Genomic DNA, 26827 nt, shown 5'->3' with positions numbered 1-26827 from the left:
CGGCTCGACGGAGCCGCGTCAGTGCGGATGGCGATAGGGTCCGGGCATGTCAGACGCGATAGCGACCGCGATCACTGCGGCGGCGGGCCTCGGAGGAGCGCTTCTCGGCTCGGTACTTCCGCAACGCTTCAACGCCCGCGAACGCGCTGCCGAGGCCGAAATCGCCGACCGGAGAAGGTCCTTCGAGGAGCGGCGAGAGGCATACACGGCCATGAACCGTGCCTCCGAGCAATTCCACACGCTCCTCAAGGACGCCCTGCACCGCATTCGTGACGGCGTCTATGCCGAGGAGGACCGCACCCGTCTTGAGGATTCCCGCAGGGAGTACCGCGACCGCTACGCGGCAGCCCAAATGATCGTCCCCTTGCGGATCATGGACGCCTCGCGAGAACTCAACAAGGTGCTCGCTGAGGTCGACGCGGCGGCCAAACGCATTGACCGCGGCCTCGCGTCTGACGGCGAGAGTGCAGAGCGCCTACTCGTCGAGGTAAAGCAGGCAGAGCCCCGGCTGGTAGCGATGCGGACCCTGATGAGGGAAGACCTGGGGATCCGAGACTAGGGTCCGTCTTCAAAGATCATCGAATGGCAGATCATGGCGGGGTGATTCGTCGTCATGAACTACCGATCACGAGTGGGAGTTACACGCTCCGCTCATACCGCGGGCTGCGACAGGTCGGCCTCGCGTGGAGGACCGGCAGGTCATCAACGGGATAGTTTACAAGATCCGGACTGGGATCTCCTGGAGAGACCTGCCGGAACGCTACGGCCCGTAGAAGACGGTGCATACCCGCTTCCGCCGCTACGCCCTGAACGGCGTGTTCACCCGAGCCCTGCAACAGATCCAAGCCCACGACGACGCGGCCGGCGACATCGACTGGCTGGCCCAGATCGACTCCACCATCGTCCGTGCCCACCAGCACGCCGCCAACACGGGAACCGGACGATCACGCCCTCGGTCGATCCCGAGGTGGACTGACCACCAAAATCCACCTCGCCTGCGACGGGAAGGGTCGCCGACTCGCGATCCTGGTGACACCGGGACAACGACACGACAGCGTCTGCACACGGCCACTTCTGGAACGGATCCGTGTCCCCCGCACCGGCCTGGGTCGGCCACGCTGCCGACCCGACCAGGTCATTTCAGATAAGGCTTACAGCTCCCGCAGCTTCCGCACCTACCTGCGTAAATGCGGCATCGCGCACACCATCCCAGAGAAGACGGACCGGCGACGGCACCGGCGCAACCGAGGCCGCCAGAATTCGACCGGGAGATCTACCGCCATCGCAACATGATCGAGCGCTACCTCAACCGGTTCAAAGGGTTTCGCGGCACCGCCACCAGATACGAGAAGACCGCCACCTCCTACGAAGCGGCGGTCACACTCGCGTCATTCCTGCTCTGGGCAAGATCCGTTTGAGGGAGGAGCCTAGTTCAGGTCGGCTCCGAGGCGGTGGCACATTTCCGGCATTTCACGCCTTCGAGACCGTCGCCGCCGGCGGGCTTGTCGGGTGTCGCGCCGAACGGCCGAAGCGTCGATCGGTCATCCGAACAGCCTTCGCGGCAAGGGCGGGGACGCAAGAGTTCGGCCACTGCGGATCCGCACTGCCAGCGCCTGTGAAGTGAAAAAGCAGGCCGATGCCATCGCGCATGAGCCACTTTTAGCCATCAATGAGCACGGATATCTACAGAAAGCGTCCTTACTTGCGAGTATTTCTGCAGCACTCCGTCGCTTGATCATGTGCACGACATTGGCTAGCCGCACGGCCGACGCAGGACAACAGGAACTCTAGCGGCGAGGTCTGACAATCAATTGTCGTGCCCTTCGCCACCCGCCTTTCAGCCATAGGTAATTGGCTTGATCTCACTGCTTCATGGCACTGTTAAGCACTCAGGTGCAGCTGTCCCTGCTGGTGAGGAGGGCGGGCTTGCCGACGCGGAGAGCCGAGCGTGGCTTGATGCGGCTACCGCAGGAAGGTTTCGCCCCGGATGCGTTGTCAGTGCTGTCCTCCAAGATGCCCCCATGAGCCTCACCTCCCATCTCAAAGACCCCCACTCCGCAATTTCGCGCTTTCTGTCGGAGCAACTTCCCGACACCAGGGCTGTCCTGGGGGGCGCGGGGCCGGCAGCATCATCGCGCGCCGGTAGCGCACCGAGCTGGTGCTGCCCCGGCGCACGATCTGCTGCAGCTTCTGCCCCTCCTGATCGGTCAGTCTGCGCACACGGACAGGATCGGCCACCGCGTCGCAGTTCGAGCCGGTTGCGCCGGATCTGCCTGCGCACGTAGCCCGGTGCGAGGCTGTGACCAGCCGCCGCCTGGCCGGATATCAGCGCTCCTTCCACGGTGGCGGCGCCGCCGGTCGCCGCGGTGAAGTAGCCGACCCGGCCGCGGCCGGCGGATGGCCTCGCCGTACACGGCGTGCCCGGCGAGGGGATGGTGTGCATGCATCCCAGTGATCCTTTAGCCCTGGTCGGTTCGGCAGGCGGCGAGGCGGACATCTCCTGAGCGATTGATCCTTCTCACACAGAGGAGCGCTATGCGTGTACGTACCGTCCTCGCCGCCCTGGCCCTTGCCACCACATCGGCCCTCGGATGCGCGACCAGCGCGGCAGCCCACAACGGCCCCGGTCTAAATGCCGTCGACGATCCCTCGGACTCCTCCATCCTGGGCATCCCCGTGAGCCTCTACTGCGGCGCCAACGACGTGCTCGGCAACCCCTCTTCCTGCGAGGAGTAGGAGTAGGACGGGCAGGGCGGTGTCCGGATCCAGTTGGCCAAGAGCGACGACAACGCCGATCGCCTGGTCGGCCACCACGCGCAAGACGACTGCCTTCTGCAGCTGACCTGCTTCTTCAGCTCGTAGGTCTCGTGCTCGAGGACTTCTTGCCCGGGCAGCGAGCGCGCCGGGATCCGGGCAGGGCTCGGGCTTCCAGCGCCCGGCCCCGGGCCCTCACGTCCGTCATTCCGGGCGCTCTGGCCACGTCGCCAGCACCTCGACCGTCTCCTCATCGGTAAGTGCCTGTTTCTGAGCCTCGAACCCGCAGGTCCCAGGTTCTTCTTGAAACCTTGTCACGGCGAAGCCGTTCACCTATGTGGATCACTGAGATGCTCTTGATAAATCACAGCATCGGTATAGCGGACCGTGTACATCCACTGCCTGTCAGGCCCAGTGTCAGCAGAACGGCGGCCTGATTGACCTTGTGGGCGTTCAACTCTGCGTGGGGCTCGAGCTTCCCTGAGCTTGTTCCTTATCTACCAAGATCGGCCGGGTCTTCCGATGGCTTTGAGGGTCTCGGGGCGTTTGACGGTCTTACCAACGTCGTAGCGGGGTGCGGGATGGCGGTTCTTGGTCCCGGGCGGTCGTCCGGGACCAGCGCCGCGAGGTTGGGGAACACGGGCCGGGCAGAGCAGGTGGGCTCGGATGTTCCTGAACCCCCGGCGGACCCGGGCCGGGGTGAGGCGTTCGGGCTTGGCCGGCTTCTCCCAGGGGCGGCGGAGGTCGGCGGCCAGCGGCCGGGCGAGGCGGAGCTGGGTGTGGGCGACGACCACGAGCCATGTCCATCGGTCCGCGGCCTGGGGAGTACGGACCTTCGGGGTGGTCCAGCCGAGGATCTACTTTCCGAACCTGAAGGTGTGCTCAAGATCGAATCTCCTGAGGAACACCTGCCACCACAGATCCACGTCTGCCGGGGCGGCGCCGGTCTTGGAAGACCACAGCCAGACCGGCGGTGCTTCCCGCTCTTTGGAGAGGTGCTCGACCTTCAACCGGACCAAGGTGCCCTCGACGACGGGGAGTTCACCGTCGTGCTCCAGCCAGGCCGAACGGTGGGTCAGTCTCGGGTGGACCCGGTCCCAGGCCTGGGCTTCGGCCTTGCCGTAGTTGGTGGTGTCGGTGACCGTGGCGATCGCCGCCTCGGGCCAGGTCTCGGGGTTGGCGAAGCGGAACTCCTTGCCGTGCTTCGGCGGCCGGCCACCCTGGGGATAGGCCAGGGCGTACTCCTTGAGCGAGGGCTTCGGCAGCCGCATCACCCGGTCACTGCGGATCCGCCCGACCAGCCCGACAGGCAGGTCCCGCAGGACCCAGGCCAGGCGGGTGACGTCGTAACCAGCGTCCATGACGATCGTGATGTCCGGATCGCCGGGCGCCCACTGGCCGGCTGAGATGAGCCGCTCGGCCACCGCCCGGAGTTGGGTGGCGGTGACGGCGGTCGCATCGTCTTCGGGTCCGAGTCGGACCACGTCCAGGATCGACGTCCACGAGGTGGCTCCCGGTTCGAGGACGGCGACGAAGGAGTACGGCCAGCCCGGGATAAACTGGGCGGCGGACTTCGCCCGGCCGTAGACGTGGCAGAACAGCCGGTCGGCCGAGCACGGCGCGTCCGAGCGCAGCCACGGCGACACGTCGACCGCCAGCACCAGGCGGCCACCCTCGAACCGGGGCAACGGCAGCCCGGCGAGCAAGGTCCGCAGCTTCTCGACGTCGAACCGGCCCCGGTTGAGAGCTCCGTATAACGCGCCGTGCCCACGCCGGTGCTCGGGCACCATCGTCAGGTCCACCGGCGAGGTGACCGGCCCGTCGATGCACAACAGCGCGTCGGCCAGTTCGAACAGTTCGTCACGCCGGGCGGTCAGACACTCGTAGAACTCTGCTCGGAAGCGTGACGCTTCCGCGAACGCTTCCCGTCGGACATCCGGGCACACCACACTCATGACAACGGCCTTCGACTGGTTCTCCTCGTGACGGAGCACAGGATCAGACGAAGGCCACCCTCATGTCCGGCGAATGCCCAGGTGAGTGACCTCGTTCGAGACACCGTTCGAGGCCAGAAGAAAAAGAACAAGGTAAAAGCTCATCCGCCTGGTCGGCCATCAGCTTCGACGAGCAGACTCTTCTGGACGTCCTGCGGCGAACCGACCTCGTCGGCTCGAACGACCAGCGCGCCCAGGAATTCCTGGAAAAGCTCATCCAGGTCCGGCTCGACCTACCAGCCTTCCGTGACCGCGACATCGCCGCCATGACCACGCGTCTCCTCAACGCACTGCTGGACTCCCACGGGATGACCATGACTCCGGACCAGGAGCGGCGCTTCTCCGAGGCGTATTTCCACCACCTCCAGGACCGGCTGAGGACCCCGCGGGCCATCAAACGCTACTTCGGACAGGCCGGCGCGACGCTCGGCTCACTGGCCGGGGAGGTCGACATCGTCGACTTCCTGGTCGTCACCTTTCTGCGGACCAGCGAGCCAGGCGTCTACCGGATGCTGGGAAGGCACCGCGCCGAACTGACCGGCGCCAGCATCGACCCGGCGCTGCACCGCGACTCCAGACCCGGTGAACACGCCGAGCGATGGAAGGAACGCCTGCGCCAGGCCGGCGTTGCCCAGGACAACCTCGACGGGGTGCTCGGGCTGCTTGGCCTGCTGTTCCCCGCAGTCCGGCAGGCCCTCGGCAACGGCGGCGACCCCCGCGCCGCGGCGCGCCGACGCGGGATCGGCAGCCAGGACTACTTCGACCGGTACGTCGTCTTCACCGTCCCCGCCGACGACCTCCCAGAAGCCGTCTTCGAGCAGGCTCTGGCCCAGCTCGCAGCAGGGACTGACGGCGATGAGGCCACACAGCTGCTGCTCCGGCTCAGAGACGACACCCACCGCATCGTCCGGCGCATCGACCAACTACGCGCCGACAACATCCCCGTACCCTCGGCCGCACTGCTCCGGGCCATGGCCGACAACTACGGCCAGCTGACCGCCGACCCGGAAGCCATGGGCCTGCTGGGCGCGACAGCAGAGTGCGCGCCTTGGCCCCGAGCCTCCTCCTCGACCTGCCTCCCGACCAGCGCCCCGCCGTTGTGGCCGCCATGGCAGCCACACCCGATGGAGCAGCCCTGGCCGCCCGAACCCTCCATAGCGCCACCAACCCCGAGGGCACCGCCTCCGAACACGTCACGGCCACTGAACCGTGGGCCGCCCAGGCCCGCGACGCCCTCATCGGCCGCCTGGCCGAACACCTCACACCAGCCGCCGGGGGACCCTCCACAGACCTCACCGACCAGGACGACACCCTGATCTGGATGTGGCGCCACACCGACCCCGCCAGCCTCCGCACCTGGCTACGCGCCCGCCTCGACCAGGGATGGGAACTCCTGCCGCTCCTGGCCGCACTCATCACGCCCCAGCAGTTCCCGTTCCCCCTCCTCGACAACGACACCTGGGCCGGCCTCGACGCCATGTTCACCCACGACGACCTCTACAACCGCCTCACACCCCACCTCAACCACTCCCCCGACACCCCACCCCCCACCGACCCACACCAGACCAACATCCTTCAAGCACTCCGCGACCGCCGACCCGACCCACACCAAACAACCCCCGACACCCCATAGGAACAGCCACCCCCACAACAGCCGACCCACCCCACACAGATCAGAAAACAGCAGTCGCTTGGTCACTCCATGACAGCGAACCCATCCCCACACAAACCCCCGGACCAGGCACTCAGCACCCCCACCCCGCTGACACCCACCCAATGCCACCCACACGCCCACTCACAAGGGCGGGAGCGCAGCGGACGCCCGGCCCCGGCCGAGCGGCAGGCGGCGGCCGGGGCCGCGCCCCGCCCCGCCTACCCCGAAAGAGGGCTCTGCTGCGCCCTGCCGCCTGCGCTGCGCCCGCCGTGCACCGCGCTGGCCCCGGCCCCGCCGACAGCGCGTCAGAGAGCGGCAGCGCGGCGCCTGCTACCCGCGCTGCGGCGGGCTATCCTGGTGGTGGATTCCTTTCCGCTTCGCGGAGGATTTCGGTTGGCCGGTACCCCGTACCACCCGCTTCGGCGGCCGGGGGTGCCGGCCGCTTCACATAAGCGGCTATGTCGTAGTCCGAGAGCGCCGGGCCGGACGCCGCCGCCCGCGGCGCGCCAGCGCGGAGGCCCTGCCGACGCGCGTGCGCGGGCGGGCGGCTCGTAGATGGCACGGCACGACGCAACCCAGTCACGTTCGGTGTCTGATCCGTCACGTAGGCCCCCGCACCCGCCCGGCGTCGATGTTGTTTACCCAGCAGCGCACCACACCGCAGCGCCCTGAGACGTCATCCGCCGGATGAGCGCTTGGAGGCTACCGTGAATCTCAGGTCCCTCCTCCTGCCTCGCGGGGCCGGGGCCCCGCACCGGCCATGACGAAGGAATTACCGGTTGTGGAAAACAGACGCCTGCGCTGGGAAGAACTTCCCACCGCTGTCCGGACAGCGGTCCAGGACCGGACCGGCCCAGTCTTCGGCGCGCAGACCGTGGTGAGTGGGAACAACAACGCGGTAGCGGCTTGGCTGCGTACTGCGCGGGGTGAGGTCTTCGTCAAGGGGCTTCCTCGTGCGCATCCGCAGTTTTGGGCGCAGCAGTGGGAGGCCGAGCTGGGCGCCCACGTGGCGCCGATCGGTCCCCGGCTGCTTTGGCGTGTGGAAGCCGGCGGGTGGAGCCTGCTCGGCTTTGAGTACATCGCCGGGCGGCAGGCGTGTTACGCCCCTGGTTCCCCCGACCTGCTCCTGCTTGCGCAGGCCCTGACCGAACTCGCTGACCGGCCGCTTCCGCCGGTCGCGCTCGAACCCGTCGAATGGCGCTGGGCCGAGTACGTGGGGGAGTCTGCGGACCTTCAGCGGTTCGCCGGCGACACGCTGGTGCACACGGACCTGAATCCGGCGAACGTTCTCATCACCGGTGAGCGGTCGTATCTGGTGGACTGGGTCTGGGCGGGCCGCGGGGCTGTCTGGCTCGACGCGGCAATCGCCGTCATCTGGCTTCTTGCCAGTGAACTGCACACCCCGGCCAGCGCGGAGGCGTGGGCCGCGCGTACGCCGGCCTGGCACCAGGCACCCGCTCGCTCTCTGGATGCTTTCGCCGCGGCCAATGCGGTGAAGTGGGGTGAGATCGCCGCGCGCGAGGACTGGGCGCGCGGATTGTGCCACAGCGCCCGGCTGTGGGCCGCTCATCGCAGCCGCTGAGCCGTCCCGTCGCTGTGCGCCGTACGGACGTCCTCACAGGTCGCAGGCAGGAGGCGGCAAGCTGCTGGCGTGTTGGAGGTGTCTTACCCGGCCCCGGCTGACGGACGAAGACTTGGTTGGGGTACAACCGCCTCTGGCGGGTCCCCATGCCTTCACGTGATCACAGGCGGCTTTCTGAGAAGGCGCCTCGGAAAGCCGCATGTGATCACGGTGAGCGAGGTCAGCCCGGCGCGGATCGGGAGCGCGTCTCTGTCGCCGGCCCACGGCCGAGGATGTCGCGGTAACCGTCGAGGGTGAGCCGTGGGCCTCCCGAGGTGGTGCCTCGGGAGGCTTTCAGGTGATCGGCGGTGGCGGGCCCGGATCGGTTGTGTCAGCAGAGGCCCGCTGACCTTTCCGGTCGGGTGTCGCGTGCGCAGATTCGGGGGTGCTCGGGGGGTTATGCCTCGATGGTGACGGTGGCGTTGCCGGTGGCGAAGGGCGGGGTGCCGATCCGGATGCCCACGCGTACAGCGCCGGTCGGGGCGCCGGATTCGACTTCCATTTCGGGGTAGAGGACGGCCCACTTGCCGGGGGCGAGGTCGAGGGCGGCGCCCCGGAGTGTCAGGGTCCGGTTACCGTTGGTGCGTTGACCGGTCAGTTCGGTTTCGCCGCTGTTTCCTTCGCTGGACATCATGACCCGGTTCTCGGTGAACCACAGGCCCTCGGGAGCAGTGAAGACGATGTCCGCGGGCCCGACCGGGGTGTTCCCGGTATTGGTGAGGGTCAGGACGACGGGGTAGGCCCACTGCTGGCCGGGCCGTACCCGTGACTGGTCGAGCCGGCTCTGGACGATCCGGAGGCTGTGCTCGGCCGCGGCGCCGGTGACCTTGGCGAGGATCTGTACGGGGGCGCGCCGGCCGATGCTGGCCGAGCCGTCGCTCGCGAGGCCGGGGCTGGCGTCGGGCTGGGCGCGCAGGCCGATGCTGTAGACGAGCGTGCCGGCGTCGGTGTCGGTGGTGTTCAGGTGCGGGTTGTCGCGGATGACCAGGGTGCGGCCTGCATCGTAGGTCTCGTGGTCGAGTTCGCCGGTGATGGCGCCCTGGACGGTGTCGGGGTAGGTGTAGGCGGGCCGGCCGCTGAAGACGAAGCCGGTGGGCGCGGTGAAACGCTGGGTGATGATGCCGGGGTTGACCGGCTGGCCGACGGGTGAGACGTAGCGCAGCAGGACACGGACCAGCTGGCCGGGGGCGGCCTCGGGGATGTTCTCCTGGTAGACGGTCAGGGCGCGTTCGTCGGCGACCGGTTCGGGGACGACGACGGTGACCGGCAGGGTGAAGCTGTTGTCCTTGAGGTTGAGGTCGCCGCCGTACTGGATCTCCAGCGTGGACTCGTAGGTGCCCGGTTTAGCGTTGTCGACGGCGCGGACGCGGAACACGCCGTCCAGTGAGCCTTGGCCGGGTGCCAGGTCGGTGCCGGGGAAGGTGCGGGTCAGGCGCCGCCCGTTGTTCTCCCGGGCGCTTTCCAGGCCGTCGGCCAGGGTGAGCACGACCGTGATCTGCTCGCCGCTGGCGATGGCGGGGCCGCGGTTGTGGATCCGGGCGCCGAGGTCGAACTCCTGGCGGCGGGGAACCATGACTGGCAGGATCACCTCGCCGTACAGGTCGGCGACGGGCGGCGCCGGCGGGGTCACGGCTGCCGCCGCGAACACCTTGCGCACGCGGTGGTTGGAGTTGTCGGCGATGTAGAGGTCGCCGGAGGGGGCCACGGCCACGCCATAGGGGTAGTAGAGCTGCTGGCCTACCGCCGGGCCGCCGTCGGCGACGTACCCGGCGACGCCGTTGCCGGCCACCGTGGTGACGATCCCGTTGGCGGCCACCCTGCGGACCCGGTGATTGTGGCCGTCTGCGATGTAGAGGTTGCCTGCCCCGTCCACGGCTACCGCTGCGGGATAGTTCAACGTCGTGGCGACGGCGGGTGCTCCGTCGGCGACGTACCCGGCGATGCCGTTGCCCGCCACCGTGGTGATGATCCCGTGAGGTGTCACCCTGCGGACCCGGTGATTGTGACGGTCGCCGATGTAGAGGTTGCCGTCGTCGTCGACCACGACTCCCCAGGGATAGTGGAGCTTGGTGGCGACGGCGGGGCCGCCGTCGGAGACGAACCCGGCCTGGCCGTTGCCCGCCACCGTGGTGATGATCCCGTCCGGGGCCACCTTGCGGACCCGGTGATTGTAGTGGTCAGCGATGTACAGGTTTCCCGACCTGTCCACGGCCACGCCCATGGGGTAGTTGAGGCGGGTGGCGACGGCGGGGCCGCCGTCGGAGACGAACCCGGCCTGGCCGTTGCCCGCCACCGTGGTGATGATCCCGTCCGGGGCCACCTTGCGGACACGGTGATTGGAGTAGTCGGCGATGAACAGGTTCCCGGCCCCGTCCACCGCCACGGACTGGGGGCTGTTGAGGCGGGTGGCGACGGCGGGGCCGCCGTCGGAGACGAATCCGGCCTGGCCGTTGCCCGCCACCGTGGTGATGATCCCGTCGGGAGTCACCTTGCGCACCCGGTGGTTGGAGATGTCGGCGATGTACAGGTTCCCCGACCTGTCCACCGCCACGCCGCGGGGGCTGTTGAGCTTGGTGCCGACAGCCGGGCCGCCGTCCACGACGAATCCCGCTTCACCGGTTCCTGCCGCTGTGATGATCGTCCCGTCGGGGAAGACCGCTGCGGCGGGGGCTCTCGTTGTCATCGCTGTTCCTCCTGCTGCACGGCACGGCGCCTGGGCCGGTACTCCGGCACAGGCGGTCATGCCTCGGGGATTTCTGTGCGACCACGCGCTGTGTCGTCGGCGCGTGGAGTATGAGGGGATGAGCAAGCGGCGTCAGGCAACTGATCGCGTGCTCGATGCGCCGACTAGGAACGCCGGCTCAGAGGGCTGCCGGGGTTTCCACCGCGTGCTGTTCTTCCAGTCCCCGTCGTGTAAGCCACTGCGGTGCGGTGGGGGTCAGGGGGCAGGTGAGGAATGCGCTCGGGCCGCGTCGCGGCAGCAGTTTGTACACGGAGACTCCGGCCATGAGCAGGGTGGTGGCCGCGACCACGGTGGCGAGGGTGTCGAAGCCGGTACGACGCCGGCAGGCGAGCGCGGACGCGCCGCCGGCTCCCAGAGCGCTGGCCAGGGGAACACCTGCGTACACGCATCTCCCGTCTCATTTCCGCCTGTTGCCGCACGTCGGCAGCGGCACGGCATGTGCACTGGTACCTGAGGGTGTGGGGAGCCGGGCTGGTCCTGTGCCTGTCAGGTTGCGCACCAGCGCTCCTCGCGGCGCCGAGCCATGTCCCACAGGGAGCGCAGGTAGACAGCGTGCTGGAACAGGTCGTAGACCAACTCGACGGCGAGCGTGCCCGCCAGAAGCTGAGACTTCCAACCCGCGCCGCGGGCGGTGACGACCTTCTCCGCTACGAAGACCAGGCCGATCGCGGCCCAGAGCGGCTTGAACTCGGGGCGGCCGCGGGCCAGCATCCACACGGTGAACACCAGATACAAACCCAGCGCCAATACGGACAGCCCCATGAGTGCCTGACGGGCGATGTAGGGGGCGGTGACCTTCGTCAGGCCGTAGTCGCGGAGGTTCTCCAGGGCGCCGCGCTGCCAGCGCATCCGCTGATGCCACAGCTTCGGCAGGGTGGTCATCACCTCGGTGACCACCCGGCAGCCCGGCGGTGAGACGGTGCGGTAGCCCAGCGTGCGCACCGCCTTGGTGATCTCGTCGTCCTCGGTGAGTGAAGCCAGCGAGTAGTACGAGGTGCCGCCTCCGATGAGGCCGTCCAGCCGGGCCTGGCGGATCTGCCGCAAGGTCGCGGCGCGGAACACGGTCGCGGTCCCGGTCAGGACATCGGCCCGATAATCGCGGCGGGCGATCTCACGGGCGTAGCGCTGGAATTCGAGCCGCTGCAGAACGCCGAGGAGTCCGCCGCCCGGCTCACCGTAGAAGATCGCGCCGACCGCCCCCACATCCTCCGCCATCGCCTCGACGGCATCAGCGAGGAACGAGGAGACCAGGGTGGTGTCGGCGTCCTGGACCAACACCAGATCGTGGCCGGCAAGACCCTCGAGGACCTGGTCGAGGGCCTGGTTGAGAGCCCCGGCCTTCTTGTGACGGTTTCTTAAGGATTCCACCACCTCCACGCCGGCTTGCCGGGCGACATCCGCAGTGGCGTCGGTGCAATTGTCGGCCACCACAACGATCCGGTCTGGCGGCCTGCTCTGCGCCCGTAAAGCCGCGAGGGCCGCACCGATACGGTCAGCCTCGTTGTGCGCGGGGACCAACACGACGACCCGAGATGCCGCCGTGCTGCCGGATAAGAACCGCCCCCGGACGTGACGTGGGCTCTTTCGCATAACCGTGCTCCTGACCGCGCGCACGCAACGCCGAGCGCACAAGGAAACTGGACAGTGCTTGTTCAATGTGAAAGGACTAGATCGTCACCGGCCGCGCTGGACGGGGACCTAAAGACGTGGCAGCTGCGGGCTGGTCCTTAAACTTCGCTCCTGCCGCCAGCGACAGGCCCGCTGAGCCAGCCGCCCCCTTCGCCGACACAGACGGCGAGCGAGGGCGGCGCAGGGACATCCCGACTCATCGGACACCAGTAGCCCTTCCAGCAACCGCCCTGGTCGAGAAGCCTCCTCACCCGACCGGAGTGGGGGCGTGCAGGATCACCAAGACGTTCACGGCACACTCCGGCGCACACCTCACGTCAGACGCGCGCCCCGCATCCGGGTGAACACCCCGCCCCTGTGCAGCCGGGACTGGCCCCGGCTGCACAGGGGCGGCGGTCTCCCCGCGCACGACGGCCGAGCTCAAGACCTCGAAGCGGTGATCTCCTGTGGCTTCTCGAGCGGACGCGCAACGTGACCATTGAGTGTCGCCGGAATCCGGTCGGTCGGTATGACGCTCAGTCATCATGCCACCGATGAGTGGTGGATCATGTGACTTGCCGCCCGGTCGAGTGGAGCCTCAGCCCCCCTGCGGGCGTGTCGTCAGGCGGACCAGCTACGAAGATCACCGACTAGCCGGTGATTCCTTCGAGAGGACCCCCGCCCGTGCGTTTGACCCGCACCGCCGCGGCCGCCGCCGCTTTCACGGCCCTGCTGCCCACCACCGCCCACGCCGCCCCGACCGACGCCACCGCACACGAGCAGGGCCAGACGATCACCGTCCCCGTGCGCGAGGCGCTGGCCCGGCTTCCCGTCGCCGACGAGAACCGCACCGGGTATGAGCGCAGTAAATTCAGGCACTGGATCGACGCCGACACGGACGGCTGCAACACCCGCCGAGGTCCTGAAAGCCGAAGCTGTGATCGCACCCGAGCAAGGGGCCCGCTGCAAACTGAGCGGCGGCGAGTGGTATTCCCCCTACGACGACCGCTACATCACCGGACCGTCAGGTCTCGACATCGACCACCTCGTCCCCCTCGCCGAAGCCTGGGACTCCGGCGCCTCCACCTGGACCGCCAAGGAACGCGAGGCCTACGCCAACGACCTCGGAGACGACCGCGCACTGATCGCGGTCTCCGCGGCCTCCAACCGGTCCAAGGCCGACCAGGACCCCACCACCTGGCTGCCGCCGGCCGTCGGCTACCGCTGCCAGTACGCCACCGACTGGATCGCCGACAAGACCCGCTGGGGCCTGAGTATCGACTCGGGTGAACACCACACGCTCGCCGACGTCCTTGGCCGTTGTCCAAACACCCCTGTCACCGTCACAAGGGCACGCTGACAGTCCCCCTACAAGGATTTCATCAACCTCCGCGTCCGGAACCCCGAGCACGCCAACTGAAGGCCGGGCATCGGGCAGCGGTCGCCTTCCGGGAACGGACCGGGCACCGCGAACTCATGCGTGAAGCCCCGGCCCTAGCGAGGCCGGGGCTTCAGGCTGTCCACTGGGCCGGACGTGGGATAAGTGCCTCGACCGGCCCCGCTAACCCGCCGTTTCGCTGCCGGTGAGCGGGGCGTGCCCACTCGGCGCCCGAGGACGGAAAGCCGACCACTCCCACGGGTGCGCACTGCGCAGGTCAGGTGAGTTTCACCGTATGCATCCGGCTGCCGTGAGGTGTCGCAGCGCCTTGGCACAAGCTGGCTCCAGCCTCTGGACCGCGCCGGCCCGCTGACGGCCGACCAAGCCCTTCCAGGGCCCCGTCGGCCACCGGCTGTTCCTCATGTGCTCAGGACGAGTGGTTCAGCACATTGCCGTTGACGCAGTGGTTGACCGCGTCGCCCAGGGTGGCACCGCCGACGGGGACGACAGCCAACTCCTGGAAGCAGACGGACGCCGCGCTGAAGGTCCAGCCGGTCACCGCGTTCGCGCCGGCGCCGAAGTTGGAGTCGTCGTCGGCCTGTGCCGCCGGTGCGGAGAGAGCCAGCGCCGCAAGAGGGAGCGCGGTCAGCATCGTGATCTTCTTCATGCCGGGCCAACGATCCCTCAACCGCAAGGATGCGTTCCATTCGGCCGTGTGAGCTGCCCGAACCTGCCCAGCGGCGTGGATGGCTCGTGTGGGCACGGAACACCCCGCCGATGCCCGGTCCCGCTCCGCAACCCCAGCCGTACATCCTGCGTACCAACCACGTGCAGGAGGCGGTCCCTGGCTCAGCACGGCGCCCATCGGGCGGATTCACGGAAACACCGCACCACCTCCGTCACAATACGCGCACGGTTCCATACGCTATGTGCCCCTGTACGGCGAGCCCTGGGGGCGCTGTGACGCAGATCCGGATTGCCACGTTCAACCTGGAAAATTTCGACGAGACCGCGCCAACTGCGCATCCCACACTGGCTGAACGCATCGCACTGATGAAACCGCAGATCAAGCGACTGCGCGCAGACATCGCCTGCTTCCAGGAAGTCCACGGCCAAGAACGCGCCGGCCAGCCCCGTGACCTGCTGGCACTCAAGGAGCTGCTCGCCGGGACCAACCTCGATGGCGCCAACCTCGTCAGCACGAAACCCGACGACGACGCGGTCTTCGACCTGCGCAACCTGGTCATCGCCACCCATCTGCCGGTCATCAAGCACCAGCAGCTGAAGAACGACCTCGTGGCCGAGCCCCACTACCAGCGCCTCACCGCCGCACCTCCCGACGCTCAGCCGGTTCCTATTGGTATCGAGCGGCCCATCCTGCACGCGCAGATCGACATCGACCATGCCGAGCCCGGCCGCCTGCTGCACGTCATCATCGTGCACCTGAAGTCCAAGCTCCCCACCGACATCCCCGGCCAGGTGATCGACCCCAAGAGGGGCATCTGGCGCAGCGCCGATGCCTGGGCCGAAGGCAGCTTCCTGTCGTCCATGAAGCGCATGAGCCAGGCTCTCGAAGTCAGGCGTCTCGTCGACCAGATCCTCGGCGAGGACCCGGATGCGCGCATCATCGTCGCCGGCGATTTCAACGCTGAACCCGAGGAAGTCCCGGTCCTGGCAATCTGCGGCAACGTCGAGGACACCGGCAACGGTGCCCTCGCTCCAAGGGTGATGGTTCCCATCGAGCACACCATCCCCAACGAGGCCCGTTACACCCTCTTTCATCACGGCCGTGGCCAGATGATCGACCACATGCTCGTCACTCGCAACCTTCTGGCCTCCTACCGCGGCTCAGAGATCCACAACGAGATCCTCCACGACGACTCGCTCGCCTTCGCCACAGACGACAAGTACCCCGAGTCCGACCACGCCCCCGTCGTCGCGACCTTCGACTTCGCCTGAACATGCCGCAATGCGGCCCGACATGACCGACGGTTCTGTGCCGCTCGGGTGCTCGGCCACGCAGCGGGATTGCGGGGCGCAGCAGCCAGAGCAGCAGCACGGGGGAAGGGCACGGGTGGTGGGAGTCCTTCAGCACGCCTCCCACACGCAGTCCGGCAACGCCGAGTGCGACTCACCACCTAGCCCTCGCCTTCGCCGGGACAGCCCTGTTCCCGCGGCTGGCGAGGCCGCGTTGTTGCGCGCGAAGTGGACGCACTACCTGGACGACACCGCACCCCGCGCGGCGAGGACGCCGCCTCGAGGGAGCTGCGGCCGCTGCGCTGGGGCCTGGTGCCGTCCTGGGCGAAGGAGCCGAAGATCGGCGCGCGGGTGATCAACGCCCGGGTGGAGACCGTGCATGAGAAACCGGCCTTCCGCCGCGCGTTCGTCAAGCGCCGCTGCCTGCTCCCCGCGGACGGCTTCTACGAGTGGCAGCCCGGCAAGGCCCCGGCCACCGTTCGGCAACGGCCCCCACCTCCTCGACGCGGTCAGCCTGTAGCTGCACCCCGACCGTGCAAAGGTGATGGCTACCACCGTGCCCTTGCCGTCCGTATCGCGTACCAGGCGCGTGCATGAGGCGTACCTACAGTACTTCGCCACTGTCCCTGGGGATGGCCGGGACCGCTTGCGGCCTCGCGGCGAGACGGGATCAGCACGTCACCGGAGAGACCGTGCCGCCGGAGCAACGCACGCGGCCACCATGCAATCGCGGCACCCATCGTGCCAGCGCGGGCCGAAGCCGGCCACCCGACGTCGCAGGTGGCGACGGCCAGGGCGCCGCACGCCGAGCAGGACCGCTGCGACGGCGGCATGATGCGCGCCGGTTAGCCAGAGCCCCGGGTGGGTCCGCCGGGCCACGGATCAAGAGCGGCCGGATCGACACCTAGAGCAGTGAGGACAGTGCAGGTCATCCAGCATGCTCGCCGCGGACGAGACGGGTCAGCGGGCCGACGTGACGGTGACGGGAACGTTCGGGCAAGCGGCGAGCACCTCGGCGAGCGCGGCCTGCTCGCCGGTGTCGATACTCAGGCTCCAGCGCAGCTTGTCGGCCACCCAGTCGGTGACGTACTGACAGCGGTAGCCGGCCGCGGGCGGAAGCCAGGTGCTGGGGTCCTGATCCGCTTTGACACCAGCCTCACATCGTCCGCGGCTACTTCGGCGGCCCCCACGTCCGCTATACCCTCGACTGCTAGTGGCCAGTCGAAATCCCCCATGCGCGGCCAGTTAGCAGGGATTTAACTGGCCGCAGACGGTCACTCTGCGCTGACACTTGTTCGGATCATTCGGCAGGCGGGACGAGTCCGAAGCCAGTACGAGCGGGCCGCGATGGTCAGGGCGATGCCGTAAACGGCGAAGGCGACTATCCCGATCCAACCGACCAGCAGCGCGTCGCCCGAGGAGTGGAAGTCGCCGCGCCGCATCGTCACTACGCCGGACGTGGCCAGGGCCAAGTACCCGACCCCCACAACGCCGTAGGGGGCGAGCGTGGCGGCGCCGAGCAGAGCCGGGGCGAGCGGGAGCCAGCGCGGCACGCGTCGGCCGCGCAGGAAAAGCGTCCAGCGCGGGAAGACCTGCCCCCACGGGCGGATTAGGCCCCAGAGCAGGAAGACGCCGAGCACGGCCAGCAGCGCGGTAGGGTCCAGGCCCCAGGACTCCAGGGTGAGGAAGATCCCTGAGGCGCCGTTCCGCTCCGAGACCGCGAGCATCTCCTCACCGGTGATCCCCGCGAACGTCCCGCCGGACGCCCAGACCAGCTTCATCGCCGCGTACGGAACAAAGGCCAGCGTCCCTGCCCAGGGGGCGAGTTGGATGAGCCGCGACGCAGCGGCCGACGCTCGTACGGCGGTACCGGCGGGCAGGCGGTCGGACCGGGCCGTGGCCGCGAGCAGGACTGCCCCGACCGCCGCCAGGGCCTTGTTCGCGGCGGACGCCTGGCTGTCCACTCCCTGACCGACCATCAGCGTGATCACATCCATCAGCAGGCTGAACGCGGTGATCCCGGCAAGCCCGCAGGCCACCCAGAGCAGCACCCGTAACTCCGGCCGCAGCCCGTACCGCACCACCGCCCCGCTGACCAGCGTCACCAGCACGCCCACCGCCATGACCACCCACCCCAGCCCAAAGGCCCATGAGCCACCGCCGTGGTGGAGCAAGGAAGTCCCGCTCAGCGCGCACGCCAGGCCGAAGCCGGCATACAGCACCGCCCACAGCATCGTTGCCCAGGCCGCCCAGCGCGGCCATCGCTGCCGCCAGGCGCTCCAGGGCGCCGTCATCGTCCGTTCAACACTGGTCATGCTCTGAACGTCGCATCGACCGCGGCGGGGTGGCATCAGTGGCCGGAATGATTTCCCTCCCCCAGCCGGGTGAGGCCCCCTGATGCCGAGGTACGAGTTACGCAGCGTGACGTCTCAACTGGCCGTCCGTGGGGAATCTGGACTGGCTGCTGTCACTGGACAAGTGAACCCAATGAGTTTCTGATCAATAGACGGTCCCCTTCGTCAGGCGGCGGCGCGCCGCTCCGCGCGTCGTCGCCGGATGCGGAACTTCAAGAAATAGTAGATACCGGTGCCAACGTATTCGGAAACGAGTACACCGGCCAAAATGGCGGGGGCTGCGAGCATAATGGCCTGCCAGGACCAGCTTTCATGCACGCCATGACGGATTGCTTCGCCAATGAAGAATGGGACCAAGACACACGTGACTACGGCCAGGATCGTGGTTTGCAACGTGATGCCCATGATCTTTTTGGGGTTTTTCCTGACGCGTCGCCACCACCAAGAACGCGCCGGCCAGAAGATCAGCCGCGACAGGAGCAGTTGATTCAGTGACGAAATCCGCTGCCCTCTGGTAAATCTCAACCGGCGGCCAAAGCTGCGCCAGAACATGATTTTTCCGGCCTCAGCAGGGGCGCTGCGCTCGGGGGAGCCCTTGCTCGCGAGCATGCTCAGCGCCCCTTCGACCACCCTGCCGAACGTGTACCGCCCGTCAGGAGACGCAAGGTAGCGCTTGAATAGTCTTGAATCATCGGGTTCCGCCAATTCCTTCAGATTCTTTTCCATGGCCCCCTTGCTGAAGTTTTCGGCAAGCAGGATCGCTTCGTGCATCTTCGTTTCAGTGCGCTTCCGTTCCTGGTGATCGGCGATGAACAGGCGCAGCAAGTGGTGACAGGCATCCAGTCGCCCCCAGGTGAAGTCGGAGGCACGCCACTCGGGTTTGACGAATGCACCGAAGTGGTTGAGGCGGATGCCGTAGAGCTTTCGGTCGCCCAGCGGGGCAAATTTGTCGTGGGGGAAGAGCGGACTGTACTCATCCGGTCCCAGCCGGAGAAACTCGAACAGCGGGGTGTACGCGGCCAGTTGTTCCGATGAGGCGGCTGCTCCGGCGACCACTTCTGCGGCGAGGCAGAAGCTCAGCGTCTGCTTGGCTCGCTGTTCACTCTTTTCTTGCGCGCGCCGGTCCGTCGCATCGACGCCGTAGACTGCTCGGTTGTACTCCTCGATGGCTCTCCGTACTTGTTCACCTAGGATTCCGGCGACGCCGAGACTCTTGTAGACCCTGTTCACCATTTCTGTGGGGCCTTGCTCGGGGTCAAGACGTTGCGCCGGGTCGCCGCCGGCCTGGGATGCGTTGCGGATTTGGCTGTAGATGGTCTCCTGGACTGCACGGACGATCCCGACACAGGAACTCAGCTGCCCCAGACTGTGGGTCAGCGCTGCGGGATCCTGGCTGCTGCATCCTGCCTCTTCATGTGGCCCGGTGATGCGGTCCCTGAGTCGCCGTTCGATGTCGCTGACCAGCGTCCAGATCAGGCGCTCGGCGACACTGCCACCCCACGTCCATTCATCGCCCGGAGAGGCGTGCAGGGCATCGGCCGTGTCGGGGACCCACAGAAGCTCCGGGCGGCTCTTCAGGAGTGCGTCGACGTCCTCGAGGCGGATGCGAGCGAGAGACAGTACGCCGCGCCCTTCCTCGCGCAACTGCCGTACCTTCCAGAGCACGCCTCGGACGCGGCTCTTGCGGTAGTGAATGAAGAGTGACGAGGCCAGTTCGACTAGGTCGCAGCCCTGGTCTTTCGTGCCCGGCTCGACTTCACCGCACGTCTCTGCCGTCCGGCGGAGCAGGCGGCGCACGTGGCGCTGTGCTTTGACTCTCTCCTGCCGCTCCGCATCGTCGATCTGGCAGCGGAAGAGGTGCAAGTGACGGTCGAACGACTCCCGGTTCATCCGCTCCTGCAACTCCGCGGCTCCGCTCCGGAAATCGGCCTCCCGCGGATAGCTGACGGCGGTGCCGAGCACCGATGGCCACTCGGCCGCCTTGCAGGGCGGCCGGTTCTGCTCGTGCGGGTCGGTGATTCCGCTGGACGGCACGATGTAGACCACGACCCGTCGGACGGGACCGTTTACCTGCCGGTCGCTGATTGCCTCCAGAACGGGCCCGAAGGGTGCGTTGTTCAGTACACCGCCATCAACGATCCAGCTTGCCCGGTCCCGGCCCCGGCTGGGGATCTCCGGGGCGGGCTGCACGCGCTGCAGGAGCAGCGGCGATTCGTCCACGGGCGCGAAAGCCACAGGAAAACCGGCCGAGGCACGCGCGGCCAGACGCAGTCGGGGCAGGACCGTGTCGTCAAGGAAGTCTCTGCGGCCCTCGGCCTGAGGTTTCCACACATCGCCATCAACGCCGGTCTTGCGGACGACCATCGCGTCGGGGTTGTGCTGAAACCGGTAGAGCCGTCGGTGGTCGGCGACCTGGAACCGGCCTCCGAAGCTGTCCTGCAGATACTCCGGCAGGCCGTCCAGCGCGGTCGCGGTTACGAAGAGCGTCACCGGTTCAGCCTCACGCTCGCTGCCGCACATGGAGTCGAGGATCCTGCCGACCTCATCCTGGAAGTACTGGCCGTCGAGGAGGCTGTTGTAGGGCGGAGCCTTGAGCAAGCGGTCACCCGTGAGCGCGGCAGCGCTTTGCCAGGTGGCGCGCAGATCGGGCAGGTCCGTACCTCTGCCGATGGCGGTCGCGAGGAACGAGCCATTCAAACCACCGGCGGACGTGCCTGCGACGACGTCCACGACCACATGCGTGTGGGCTTCACGGATGACTCGTTGCCACAGTTCGAAGCCAGCCCGTTCCTCCGGCTTCACTCGCTCCGGCACACCGGTCTGCAAGCTACGGGATGCCCGCCGCAGCAGATCCAGTTCATGGGTGACACCCCCCATCCAGACGGCGAGGCTCACACCGCCGTTGAGGACAAGGGCGAGTCGGGTCTCCTCGATGACCTCCATATGCACACAGTAATAATTTATTACGCTATGCAATCACAGATAGGATGCCGTCCGCGTTGGCGCCACCCGACCGGAGGCATGTGCGCCAACGTCCACGGCGCGGCGCCCCGACAAGGACAGCCGTGCTCTTCGCAGGTCAGTGGCGCGGCCTCGTGGCTTCAGCGACGCGTCCTGCAGTTCTGGGGCGGACAGAGGGCCGTGTCGTAGCCCTTCACCTCACCGCAGGCCCGTTCATCCAGGACACGACAGCGGGGGCTGCCCCCGCTCTGAGGCAGCCTCCCGGAGCTACCCCCGCGGGCGCGGGGACGACATCGGCGCGCCCGAGGCGCGGTCGAGGTCACCGGAGCAACCCCCGCCGGCGCGGGGACGAACTTGTTGAGCTGTGGTGACGCTATCAACGACTGTGATTTTCATTCGCCTGGTTCGGCTGTGATTTTTCGTTTCGGTGGTTGATGTTCCTGTCACGTGGTGTTTCGTCCGGTCGGAGCTGTGTGGGAGAGGGTCGGCGGGTGGCGGAGCCACGGACCGGAACGGGCAGGTCAGGGTTGATGTCGGTGGCAGGGTCTGTGGTGCCGGGACGTCGGGTTGGGGGGTTTCGTGGATGGTGGGATTTCGGTCGTTGAGTTGATGAAGGCGATGGGGTTGTCGCCGGAGGCTGTCGAGCGGGTTTCGCGGTTGTGGGGGAAGTCGGCGGCGCGTAACGGTGGTCGAACTCATGTGTTACTGGGGCATCTTTTGGACACGGCTGCGGTGGCGGGGGTGATGTGCCCTGGTCCAGCGCGCCGCCGAGCGCGGGATGACGACGCTCGCGCTGACCGACCGGGACACCGTCGCGGGCACGGTCCGCTTCGCCACCGCCGCCGCGGCCGCAGCATCCGACCCGTCTTCGGTGTGGACGTCGCCGTCGCCCCCCTCACCCCGCCTGACCCGGCCGTCGGACGGTCGCGTACGCCCGTGCGCGGCGGCGCACACATGATCGAGCCGCCGCTGCGGATCACCCTGCTCGCGCAGAACACCACCGGGTGGGCGCGGCTGTGCCGCCTTGGTGTCCGCCACATCACGGACCAACTCGGACGTGATCAGGCCACTGGAGGCCGTGTATGAAGCGGAAGGCACTGTTCAGGGCAGCAACGATGCTGGGCACAGCAGCACTTGTTGGTGTGGCGACGACCACGTCTGCGAGTGCGGTCGAAATCGGCTTCGGAAACAACAAGGGAGAAGCCACCTCGACTCAAGCCCGGGCCTACGACGGGGAGTATGACGGCAACGGCGTCTACGTCGACGTCTACACCCAGAACGGCGGGCACTACACGGTGTGGGACGGCAACGGCTCGGACGGGCGTTATGGACCCTGGTCCGGAAACGGCTCACGCATAACCAGGTTCCGGGTCTGCGAGGACCGCACGGGATGCGGTGGCTTCGTTAGCAACCCCTGATCACGAGCCGCCAGGCGACCGCACCACTGAGTCAATGACTCCGGGCTGCTCAGCCTGCTGGTAACAAGGTCGAATCTGCAGCCGAGGCAGTGCAATGTGCCCCTGCGCTTCCTCGGCTGCAGCCCCGTCACGCACAAGCTGACGAAGCGCACGCCAGAGCCCCCCTTCGCCGTGACCGGTTCGGCGCCCCACTCGCACAGAGGAAAGCCCTGCCCCGCACCTCGCGTGGTTGTTGAGTACGCCATCACGCTGCCTCGGGAGAATGTACGCCTCATTAGGCCCGGACCTGCCGAGCCTGGCCTCGGTGATCGGCGCACGCCTCGGGCTGCCCGAATGGTGGAGGCCGCGTTCGCCCTCGCCGCCCGCGCGCTCGAGGTCGGCCTGCACTACCGGTCCGGCCGGGTCGTGGAACGCGCCGGCGGTCTGCGCCGCAGCCTCACCACCAGCTCACCGCCCAAAGTGGCGCGGGACTTCGACGAACGCCTCCACGGCGTCTACCTGTAGGGAGGACGACCGACATGAGAGGGGGCATCACCGGGCACCGCGGGCTGAGCACGCAGGTCGAGGAGCAGGTGCGGGCTCTACTGACGGCCCAGGTCGAGGCGTACGGCACGGGCGGACTCGTCGACGTCTCCTGCATCGCCGACGGCACCGACTCCTGGTTCGCCGAAACCGTCCTGCAGCACGGTGGCCGCCTCGAGGTCGTCATCCCGGCCACCGAATACCGTCAGGCCCTGCCCGACTGGCACCAGTGCGTCTACGACCGGCTTATCTCCCGAGCGGCCGACGTCCACCACACCCGCATCACCGAATCGACCTGCGCAGCCCATCAGGCCGGATCGGAGATCCTCATCGGCCTGGCGGACGAGCTGATCGCCGTAGGGACGGAAAACCTGCGCGGGGATACGGAGGCACCGCGGACGTCGTGGCGTACGCCGAGCGGACCGGCGTCCCGGTGCGGGTGCTGTGGCCCGAGGGCGCCAGCCGATGATGGCAGCAGCGAGCTGAACGATCAGCGGACCAGCTGCCGTCGGCTGTTTCCGCGACACCGACCTCGATGAGCTGCTCATCGCGGCTCGTGTCCTGTCCGGGAGGGGGTGGTGCAGGCGCCAGGTGATTGCCATCGGCTTGCTGCCGGTGTGCTGTTCGTAGGTCGCCGGGCCGAGCAGGATCCATGGCATCGCCTTGCCGGGCGCGGTGTCCTTGCTCTCCCGCATGAACAGCGTGACGTGGCTGCCCTGCTGGGCGTGCTTCTGGTAGCGCTGTCCGGTCGGTGAGCTGGGCGCGGTGGAATTCTGCGACTCCCAGTGGAAGTGGGTCGGGCTGAGCGCGTAGTCCTTGTAGCGGACCGTCGGGGAGAAGTCCCGCGCCTGTGCCTTACGCTGGCGTCTCCGTGTGGCCAGGTAGGGCCACTGGTCATGAGGGGGGTGCCGCATGCGCGCCTATATCCGCGGGGCCATTGTGCCGGCAGTACTGCTGTCCGTCGCTCTGGTGACGGGTTGTTCGTCAGGGAGCGACGACAAGGCCGCTCCGACGAAGACTGTCGTCGACGACACGCAGGAGCGGTCCACCATCAAGGCTTCGCCGTCAGCGTCCCCGTCCCCGTCTCCGTCCGCCACAGAGTCGGTGCTGAGCGGCGGTCAGACGGGCACCTACGAGGTCGGCGAGACGGACGAGTACGGGGAGAACTACAAGGCCACGGGCAAGATGAGCGTCACCTTCGTCAGCGCGAAGTACGTGACGCCCGCGGAGATCGGCACGTCGAGCAAGCCGGAGCACGGTCAGTTCGTCGAGGTGACGCTCACGTTCAAGAACGTCGGGAAGTCGACGGCTCGTGTCGAGACGTACGGCAACCTGATGTGGGACGACTCGTCGTCCGCCGCCCAGGACGCGACCACGCTCGAAGGGGTCGGTGAAGGCGATGACCTCGACACCGACTACAAGCCGGGTCAGGGCGTGACGGGGAAGTTGATCCTCGACGTCGGCAGGAGGGGCGGATTCGTGTACTACATGTTCAGCGAGGACCCGGAGGGCGGGACACCGTTCGTACTGAAATTGCCGGCGTAGGAAGTTGTGCAGCCCCGTCACAGGAACTCTCCTCCGCGGCGGGGCTGGTCTGTTAGCGCCGGGAGGTGATCCGCGCCGTGCAGAAGGCCGGCGACGCCATGCTGGACGAGCTGGCCCGGTACGAGAGCAACGCGGGGCAGCCTCTGTGTCTCGCTGCAACAGAGGAGGACCGGCTCATCCGGCTGTGTCATGTCGCCTCCAGCTTCGAGGCGATCTTTCGTCACTGCGGCTGGATGCGCGGGAACAGCCTCGGTGTGTGCGCTCCCCAGGCAACCTTGGACGATCTCATCGATGCCGTCGCGGACTACGTGGTCGACGACATCCGGCAGCAGATGGAACTCGCCGCCCGTCTGGGACCCTTCGAGAACCTGCGGCTCCTGCCCGTCAACGCCCGGACCTGCAGCCCGGTTTTCGACGGCAGCCTGCAGGTCGGCGGAGCGGACGCCGACTTCATTCTCGACGGCGCACTCATCGACTGCAAGGCAACCATCCGCCCGGAACACATCAGCCGCGCAGAGATCTACCAACTCGCCGGATATCTGCTGCTCGACTACAGCGACGCGCATGCCATCACCACCGTCGCGCTCTACCTCTCACGCCAGGGCGCGCTCATCAACTGGAGCGCCGAGGACTTCCTCGGCAGGCTCGGTGCACGGCACGAACTGCCCACCTTGCGAGAGGCGTGCTGCCACGCGCTGACCGACGGCCAGCACGGCACCCTACTGCCTCCCCCCAGACCCTGCCCGCCCACTCCCCCGACCTCGTTCGGCACCCGCGGTTCAGCCGTCGCTGTTTGACCAGCTGGACTGAGCCGACCGGGTGCCCCGTGCAGCACGGCGCATCGGCCAAAGCATGTCTGTTCAGAGCTCGTACGAATACAGCTGACGTGAGTACGTGCCCGATGCCAGTTCTCCGGCCTGACCTCCAGCCCGGTAACGTCCCACGCCTGGGCCAGTCTCGAAGGAGAGATTGGCCCATTGCCACCGAAGTCTGACTGCAAGCGAGGATGGATGAGCCGCCGTATCTCCCACGGTGCACTGGTCGTCGGCTCGATCGGAGTCCTGATCAACATCGTGGACGCGATCGGGACGGGGCGCTTGGAGCCGCACGCTGTCATCCCCGCGGTAGTCGCGCTCGGCGTGGGTGGTGACCTACTCAAAGAGCGGCGGCCCAGGGCTGCAAAGGCGTTGTATGCCGTGACGTCGGTGCTGCTGGTAGTTGCAGGATCCGTCGCGGGTGCCCGGGCGTGGGCCTCGCTCTTCAGGGGCACGTCCTATGACTGGCTCGACCTCGCACTCGGGGTTCTGGTCGTGCTTTACGTTGCCGTCGGTGCGGGTCTGCTGCTCGCGCGCCTGTCCCGCAGAACATCGAGGTCTCGCATGAATGCCGGCATGCTCAGCGAGTAGCGCCGGCATTGGTCGTTCGCGTGCAGGTGGAAGGCGAGCAGGGCGGTGACCACGGCCCGGGCCGGGTCGGGGGAGGTGAGGGCCTCGCGGAACAGGGCGACGTCGGCCCACAGAGGGGTGGTGAAGGCGGGAGTGCCGACGCGCAGTGCACGGGGCGGGTCGTAGGGGATTAGGCGATAGGCGTGCAAGACAGAGAAGACGGCGCGCAGGCCGGAGACGGTGTGGGTGTGGCTGGCCCCGCTCAGCGCATCCGAGTGTTCGCGGAGTTGGGCGGGGGTGACGTCGGCGAGGTCGCGGGCACCGGATGGGTGGAGTTCTCGGATCCGCTCAGAGATCGATGAGCTCCTGACGAGGCTCGTTCCGTGGCGGCCCGGCACCACGCCTGGCCGCCACGCCGCGCACCAGCAGCGTCCCGGCGACCCCGACGGCAAGCCCGCCGGCCGCCCACCACACCTCCTCGACCGCACCGCCCTCACGCGCGGCGGCCGTCGCCCCGCCGAGCCCCGGGAAACCATCGACCGCCAGCCGGTCGTACTCGCGGCGCGGGACGCGATGCCAGCGGATGTCGTCGTCCGGCAGGTCCGGTGCCGGATCGGTCCGCACCCACGGGGTGCCGTCCTCGGCGACGGACAACTGGTCCTGGCGCAGCATCGCCACGTCCCCGCCGGGCGCCCGCCGGGTCCGCGGCCAGCCCCCGACCCCGGTCAGGCCCCACAGCACCGTCCACCGCACCGGCGGATACCGGCCCTCAGCCCGCGCAGCTGGTCGTAGGCGGCCTGCCCGGCAAGCCACGCCTCGGTACGCCCGGCGCCGGCCGTCACGACCACGGCGACGTCGGGCTCCTCATGCCCGGCACGTGTCCCCTCCTGCGCCCGGCCCAGGAGCCCTTCCG

At 67.7% G+C, this 26827-nt stretch carries 18 protein-coding genes and 9 pseudogenes; 17 read left to right on the top strand and 10 right to left on the bottom strand.

Going from position 1 to position 26827, the window contains the following annotated elements:
- The first annotated feature begins 46 nt into the window (after nt 1-46).
- The gene (locus JK361_RS33045; RefSeq protein WP_201825410.1) at nt 47-559 is read left to right on the top strand and encodes a hypothetical protein; all 513 of its coding nucleotides are present in this window, start codon (nt 47-49) and stop codon (nt 557-559) included.
- A gap of 23 nt (nt 560-582) precedes the next feature.
- Nucleotides 583-1418 (top strand): annotated as a pseudogene (locus JK361_RS33040) (IS5 family transposase).
- Nucleotides 1419-2118: 700 nt separating this feature from the next.
- Here the strand turns inward: JK361_RS33040 and JK361_RS41625 are convergent.
- Nucleotides 2119-2238 (bottom strand): annotated as a pseudogene (locus JK361_RS41625) (IS630 family transposase); the annotation flags it as partial.
- A gap of 297 nt (nt 2239-2535) precedes the next feature.
- On the opposite strand from JK361_RS41625, the gene JK361_RS33035 reads away from it, so the two are divergent.
- Nucleotides 2536-2736, top strand: a complete 201-nt coding sequence (locus JK361_RS33035) for a hypothetical protein (protein ID WP_201825408.1) — start codon at nt 2536-2538, stop codon at nt 2734-2736.
- Nucleotides 2737-3251: 515 nt separating this feature from the next.
- On the opposite strand, the pseudogene JK361_RS33030 reads toward JK361_RS33035, so the two are convergent.
- A pseudogene (locus tag JK361_RS33030) lies at nt 3252-4709 on the bottom strand (NF041680 family putative transposase).
- A 158-nt stretch (nt 4710-4867) separates the two neighbouring features.
- Here JK361_RS33030 and JK361_RS33025 point away from each other — a divergent pair.
- The 3 genes from JK361_RS33025 to JK361_RS33015 all read left to right on the top strand — a co-directional run bounded on the left by JK361_RS33025 (nt 4868) and on the right by JK361_RS33015 (nt 7984).
- The gene (locus JK361_RS33025; protein ID WP_372448767.1) at nt 4868-6064 is read left to right on the top strand and encodes a P-loop NTPase fold protein; all 1197 of its coding nucleotides are present in this window, start codon (nt 4868-4870) and stop codon (nt 6062-6064) included.
- Between the two features lie 5 nt (nt 6065-6069).
- Entirely contained in the window at nt 6070-6381 is a 312-nt protein-coding gene (locus tag JK361_RS33020) for a hypothetical protein (RefSeq protein ID WP_201825404.1), read from the top strand.
- A 781-nt stretch (nt 6382-7162) separates the two neighbouring features.
- Nucleotides 7163-7984 (top strand): phosphotransferase, encoded by an 822-nt coding sequence (locus JK361_RS33015; RefSeq protein ID WP_201825402.1) that lies wholly within the window; start codon nt 7163-7165, stop codon nt 7982-7984.
- Between the two features lie 436 nt (nt 7985-8420).
- Here the strand turns inward: JK361_RS33015 and JK361_RS33010 are convergent, their stop codons facing one another.
- The 3 genes from JK361_RS33010 to JK361_RS33000 all read right to left on the bottom strand — a co-directional run bounded on the left by JK361_RS33010 (nt 8421) and on the right by JK361_RS33000 (nt 12356).
- On the bottom strand, nt 8421-10706 hold the full coding sequence (locus JK361_RS33010; RefSeq protein WP_236053940.1) for an NHL repeat-containing protein: 2286 nt from the start codon (nt 10704-10706) through the stop codon (nt 8421-8423).
- A 178-nt stretch (nt 10707-10884) separates the two neighbouring features.
- Nucleotides 10885-11151, bottom strand: a complete 267-nt coding sequence (locus tag JK361_RS33005) for a hypothetical protein (RefSeq protein ID WP_201825551.1) — start codon at nt 11149-11151, stop codon at nt 10885-10887.
- A 101-nt stretch (nt 11152-11252) separates the two neighbouring features.
- Nucleotides 11253-12356, bottom strand: a complete 1104-nt coding sequence (locus JK361_RS33000; RefSeq protein ID WP_201825400.1) for a glycosyltransferase family 2 protein — start codon at nt 12354-12356, stop codon at nt 11253-11255.
- 702 nt (nt 12357-13058) lie between these two features.
- Here JK361_RS33000 and JK361_RS32995 point away from each other — a divergent pair.
- Nucleotides 13059-13734, top strand: a pseudogene (locus JK361_RS32995) (HNH endonuclease family protein).
- Between the two features lie 445 nt (nt 13735-14179).
- Here the strand turns inward: JK361_RS32995 and JK361_RS32990 are convergent.
- Nucleotides 14180-14419: a hypothetical protein gene (locus JK361_RS32990; protein ID WP_201825398.1), complete on the bottom strand. Its 240-nt coding sequence runs from the start codon at nt 14417-14419 to the stop codon at nt 14180-14182.
- Between the two features lie 293 nt (nt 14420-14712).
- Between JK361_RS32990 and JK361_RS32985 the strand changes: the two genes are divergently transcribed.
- A complete protein-coding gene (locus JK361_RS32985) occupies nt 14713-15711 on the top strand; it encodes an endonuclease/exonuclease/phosphatase family protein (protein ID WP_201825396.1) in 999 nt (332 codons plus the stop codon).
- Nucleotides 15712-15981: 270 nt separating this feature from the next.
- Nucleotides 15982-16227, top strand: a pseudogene (locus tag JK361_RS32980) (SOS response-associated peptidase family protein); the annotation flags it as partial.
- Between the two features lie 776 nt (nt 16228-17003).
- Here JK361_RS32980 and JK361_RS41615 read toward each other — a convergent pair.
- Together JK361_RS41615 and JK361_RS32970 are read right to left on the bottom strand one after the other, a co-directional pair.
- Nucleotides 17004-18044: a hypothetical protein gene (locus tag JK361_RS41615; protein ID WP_236053939.1), complete on the bottom strand. Its 1041-nt coding sequence runs from the start codon at nt 18042-18044 to the stop codon at nt 17004-17006.
- A 204-nt stretch (nt 18045-18248) separates the two neighbouring features.
- Nucleotides 18249-21026 (bottom strand): patatin-like protein, encoded by a 2778-nt coding sequence (locus JK361_RS32970; RefSeq protein WP_201825394.1) that lies wholly within the window; start codon nt 21024-21026, stop codon nt 18249-18251.
- Between the two features lie 627 nt (nt 21027-21653).
- On the opposite strand from JK361_RS32970, the pseudogene JK361_RS42710 reads away from it, so the two are divergent.
- From JK361_RS42710 to JK361_RS41605, 5 genes and pseudogenes are all read left to right on the top strand, one after another.
- A pseudogene (locus tag JK361_RS42710) lies at nt 21654-21761 on the top strand (hypothetical protein); the annotation flags it as partial.
- A 61-nt stretch (nt 21762-21822) separates the two neighbouring features.
- Nucleotides 21823-22070 (top strand): annotated as a pseudogene (locus JK361_RS41610) (PHP domain-containing protein); the annotation flags it as partial.
- 56 nt (nt 22071-22126) lie between these two features.
- Nucleotides 22127-22462, top strand: a complete 336-nt coding sequence (locus JK361_RS32965) for a hypothetical protein (RefSeq protein WP_201825392.1) — start codon at nt 22127-22129, stop codon at nt 22460-22462.
- A gap of 333 nt (nt 22463-22795) precedes the next feature.
- On the top strand, nt 22796-22966 hold the full coding sequence (locus JK361_RS32960; protein WP_307787374.1) for a hypothetical protein: 171 nt from the start codon (nt 22796-22798) through the stop codon (nt 22964-22966).
- A gap of 14 nt (nt 22967-22980) precedes the next feature.
- Nucleotides 22981-23453 (top strand): annotated as a pseudogene (locus tag JK361_RS41605) (hypothetical protein).
- 97 nt (nt 23454-23550) lie between these two features.
- On the opposite strand, the pseudogene JK361_RS32955 reads toward JK361_RS41605, so the two are convergent.
- A pseudogene (locus JK361_RS32955) lies at nt 23551-23829 on the bottom strand (DUF3427 domain-containing protein); the annotation flags it as partial.
- Nucleotides 23830-23896: 67 nt separating this feature from the next.
- On the opposite strand from JK361_RS32955, the gene JK361_RS32950 reads away from it, so the two are divergent.
- The 3 genes from JK361_RS32950 (at nt 23897) to JK361_RS32940 (ending at nt 25935) form a co-directional block, all read left to right on the top strand.
- Nucleotides 23897-24529, top strand: a complete 633-nt coding sequence (locus tag JK361_RS32950; RefSeq protein ID WP_201825390.1) for a DUF4352 domain-containing protein — start codon at nt 23897-23899, stop codon at nt 24527-24529.
- A gap of 65 nt (nt 24530-24594) precedes the next feature.
- Complete coding sequence (locus JK361_RS32945; RefSeq protein ID WP_201825389.1) at nt 24595-25326, top strand: hypothetical protein; 732 nt, start codon at nt 24595-24597, stop codon at nt 25324-25326.
- A gap of 213 nt (nt 25327-25539) precedes the next feature.
- Complete coding sequence (locus tag JK361_RS32940) at nt 25540-25935, top strand: hypothetical protein (protein WP_201825387.1); 396 nt, start codon at nt 25540-25542, stop codon at nt 25933-25935.
- Nucleotides 25936-26262: 327 nt separating this feature from the next.
- Here JK361_RS32940 and JK361_RS32935 read toward each other — a convergent pair whose 3' ends face one another.
- The gene (locus tag JK361_RS32935) at nt 26263-26667 is read right to left on the bottom strand and encodes a hypothetical protein (RefSeq protein WP_307787373.1); all 405 of its coding nucleotides are present in this window, start codon (nt 26665-26667) and stop codon (nt 26263-26265) included.
- Nucleotides 26668-26827 lie beyond the last annotated feature (160 nt).

The sequence above is a fragment of the Streptomyces musisoli genome, from assembly GCF_016741855.1.
GTDB classification, from domain to species: Bacteria; Actinomycetota; Actinomycetes; order Streptomycetales; family Streptomycetaceae; genus Streptomyces; species Streptomyces musisoli.
Note: the sequence above shows the minus strand (reverse complement) of the source record. Positions and strands in the feature narration are given on the sequence as shown.

What these genes read in the sequence shown, in the direction of transcription:
- JK361_RS33045 (WP_201825410.1), top strand. Translation starts at nt 47, where the DNA reads ATGTCAGACGCGATAGCGACCGCGATCACTGCGGCGGCGGGCCTCGGA.
- JK361_RS33035 (WP_201825408.1), top strand. Translation starts at nt 2,536, where the DNA reads ATGCGTGTACGTACCGTCCTCGCCGCCCTGGCCCTTGCCACCACATCG.
- JK361_RS33020 (WP_201825404.1), top strand. Translation starts at nt 6,070, where the DNA reads ATGTGGCGCCACACCGACCCCGCCAGCCTCCGCACCTGGCTACGCGCC.
- JK361_RS33015 (WP_201825402.1), top strand. Translation starts at nt 7,163, where the DNA reads ATGACGAAGGAATTACCGGTTGTGGAAAACAGACGCCTGCGCTGGGAA.
- JK361_RS33010 (WP_236053940.1), bottom strand. Translation starts at nt 10,706, where the DNA reads ATGACAACGAGAGCCCCCGCCGCAGCGGTCTTCCCCGACGGGACGATC.
- JK361_RS33000 (WP_201825400.1), bottom strand. Translation starts at nt 12,356, where the DNA reads ATGCGAAAGAGCCCACGTCACGTCCGGGGGCGGTTCTTATCCGGCAGC.
- JK361_RS32990 (WP_201825398.1), bottom strand. Translation starts at nt 14,419, where the DNA reads ATGAAGAAGATCACGATGCTGACCGCGCTCCCTCTTGCGGCGCTGGCT.
- JK361_RS41615 (WP_236053939.1), bottom strand. Translation starts at nt 18,044, where the DNA reads ATGACCAGTGTTGAACGGACGATGACGGCGCCCTGGAGCGCCTGGCGG.
- JK361_RS32970 (WP_201825394.1), bottom strand. Translation starts at nt 21,026, where the DNA reads ATGGAGGTCATCGAGGAGACCCGACTCGCCCTTGTCCTCAACGGCGGT.
- JK361_RS32965 (WP_201825392.1), top strand. Translation starts at nt 22,127, where the DNA reads ATGAAGCGGAAGGCACTGTTCAGGGCAGCAACGATGCTGGGCACAGCA.
- JK361_RS32960 (WP_307787374.1), top strand. Translation starts at nt 22,796, where the DNA reads ATGGTGGAGGCCGCGTTCGCCCTCGCCGCCCGCGCGCTCGAGGTCGGC.
- JK361_RS32950 (WP_201825390.1), top strand. Translation starts at nt 23,897, where the DNA reads ATGCGCGCCTATATCCGCGGGGCCATTGTGCCGGCAGTACTGCTGTCC.
- JK361_RS32940 (WP_201825387.1), top strand. Translation starts at nt 25,540, where the DNA reads ATGAGCCGCCGTATCTCCCACGGTGCACTGGTCGTCGGCTCGATCGGA.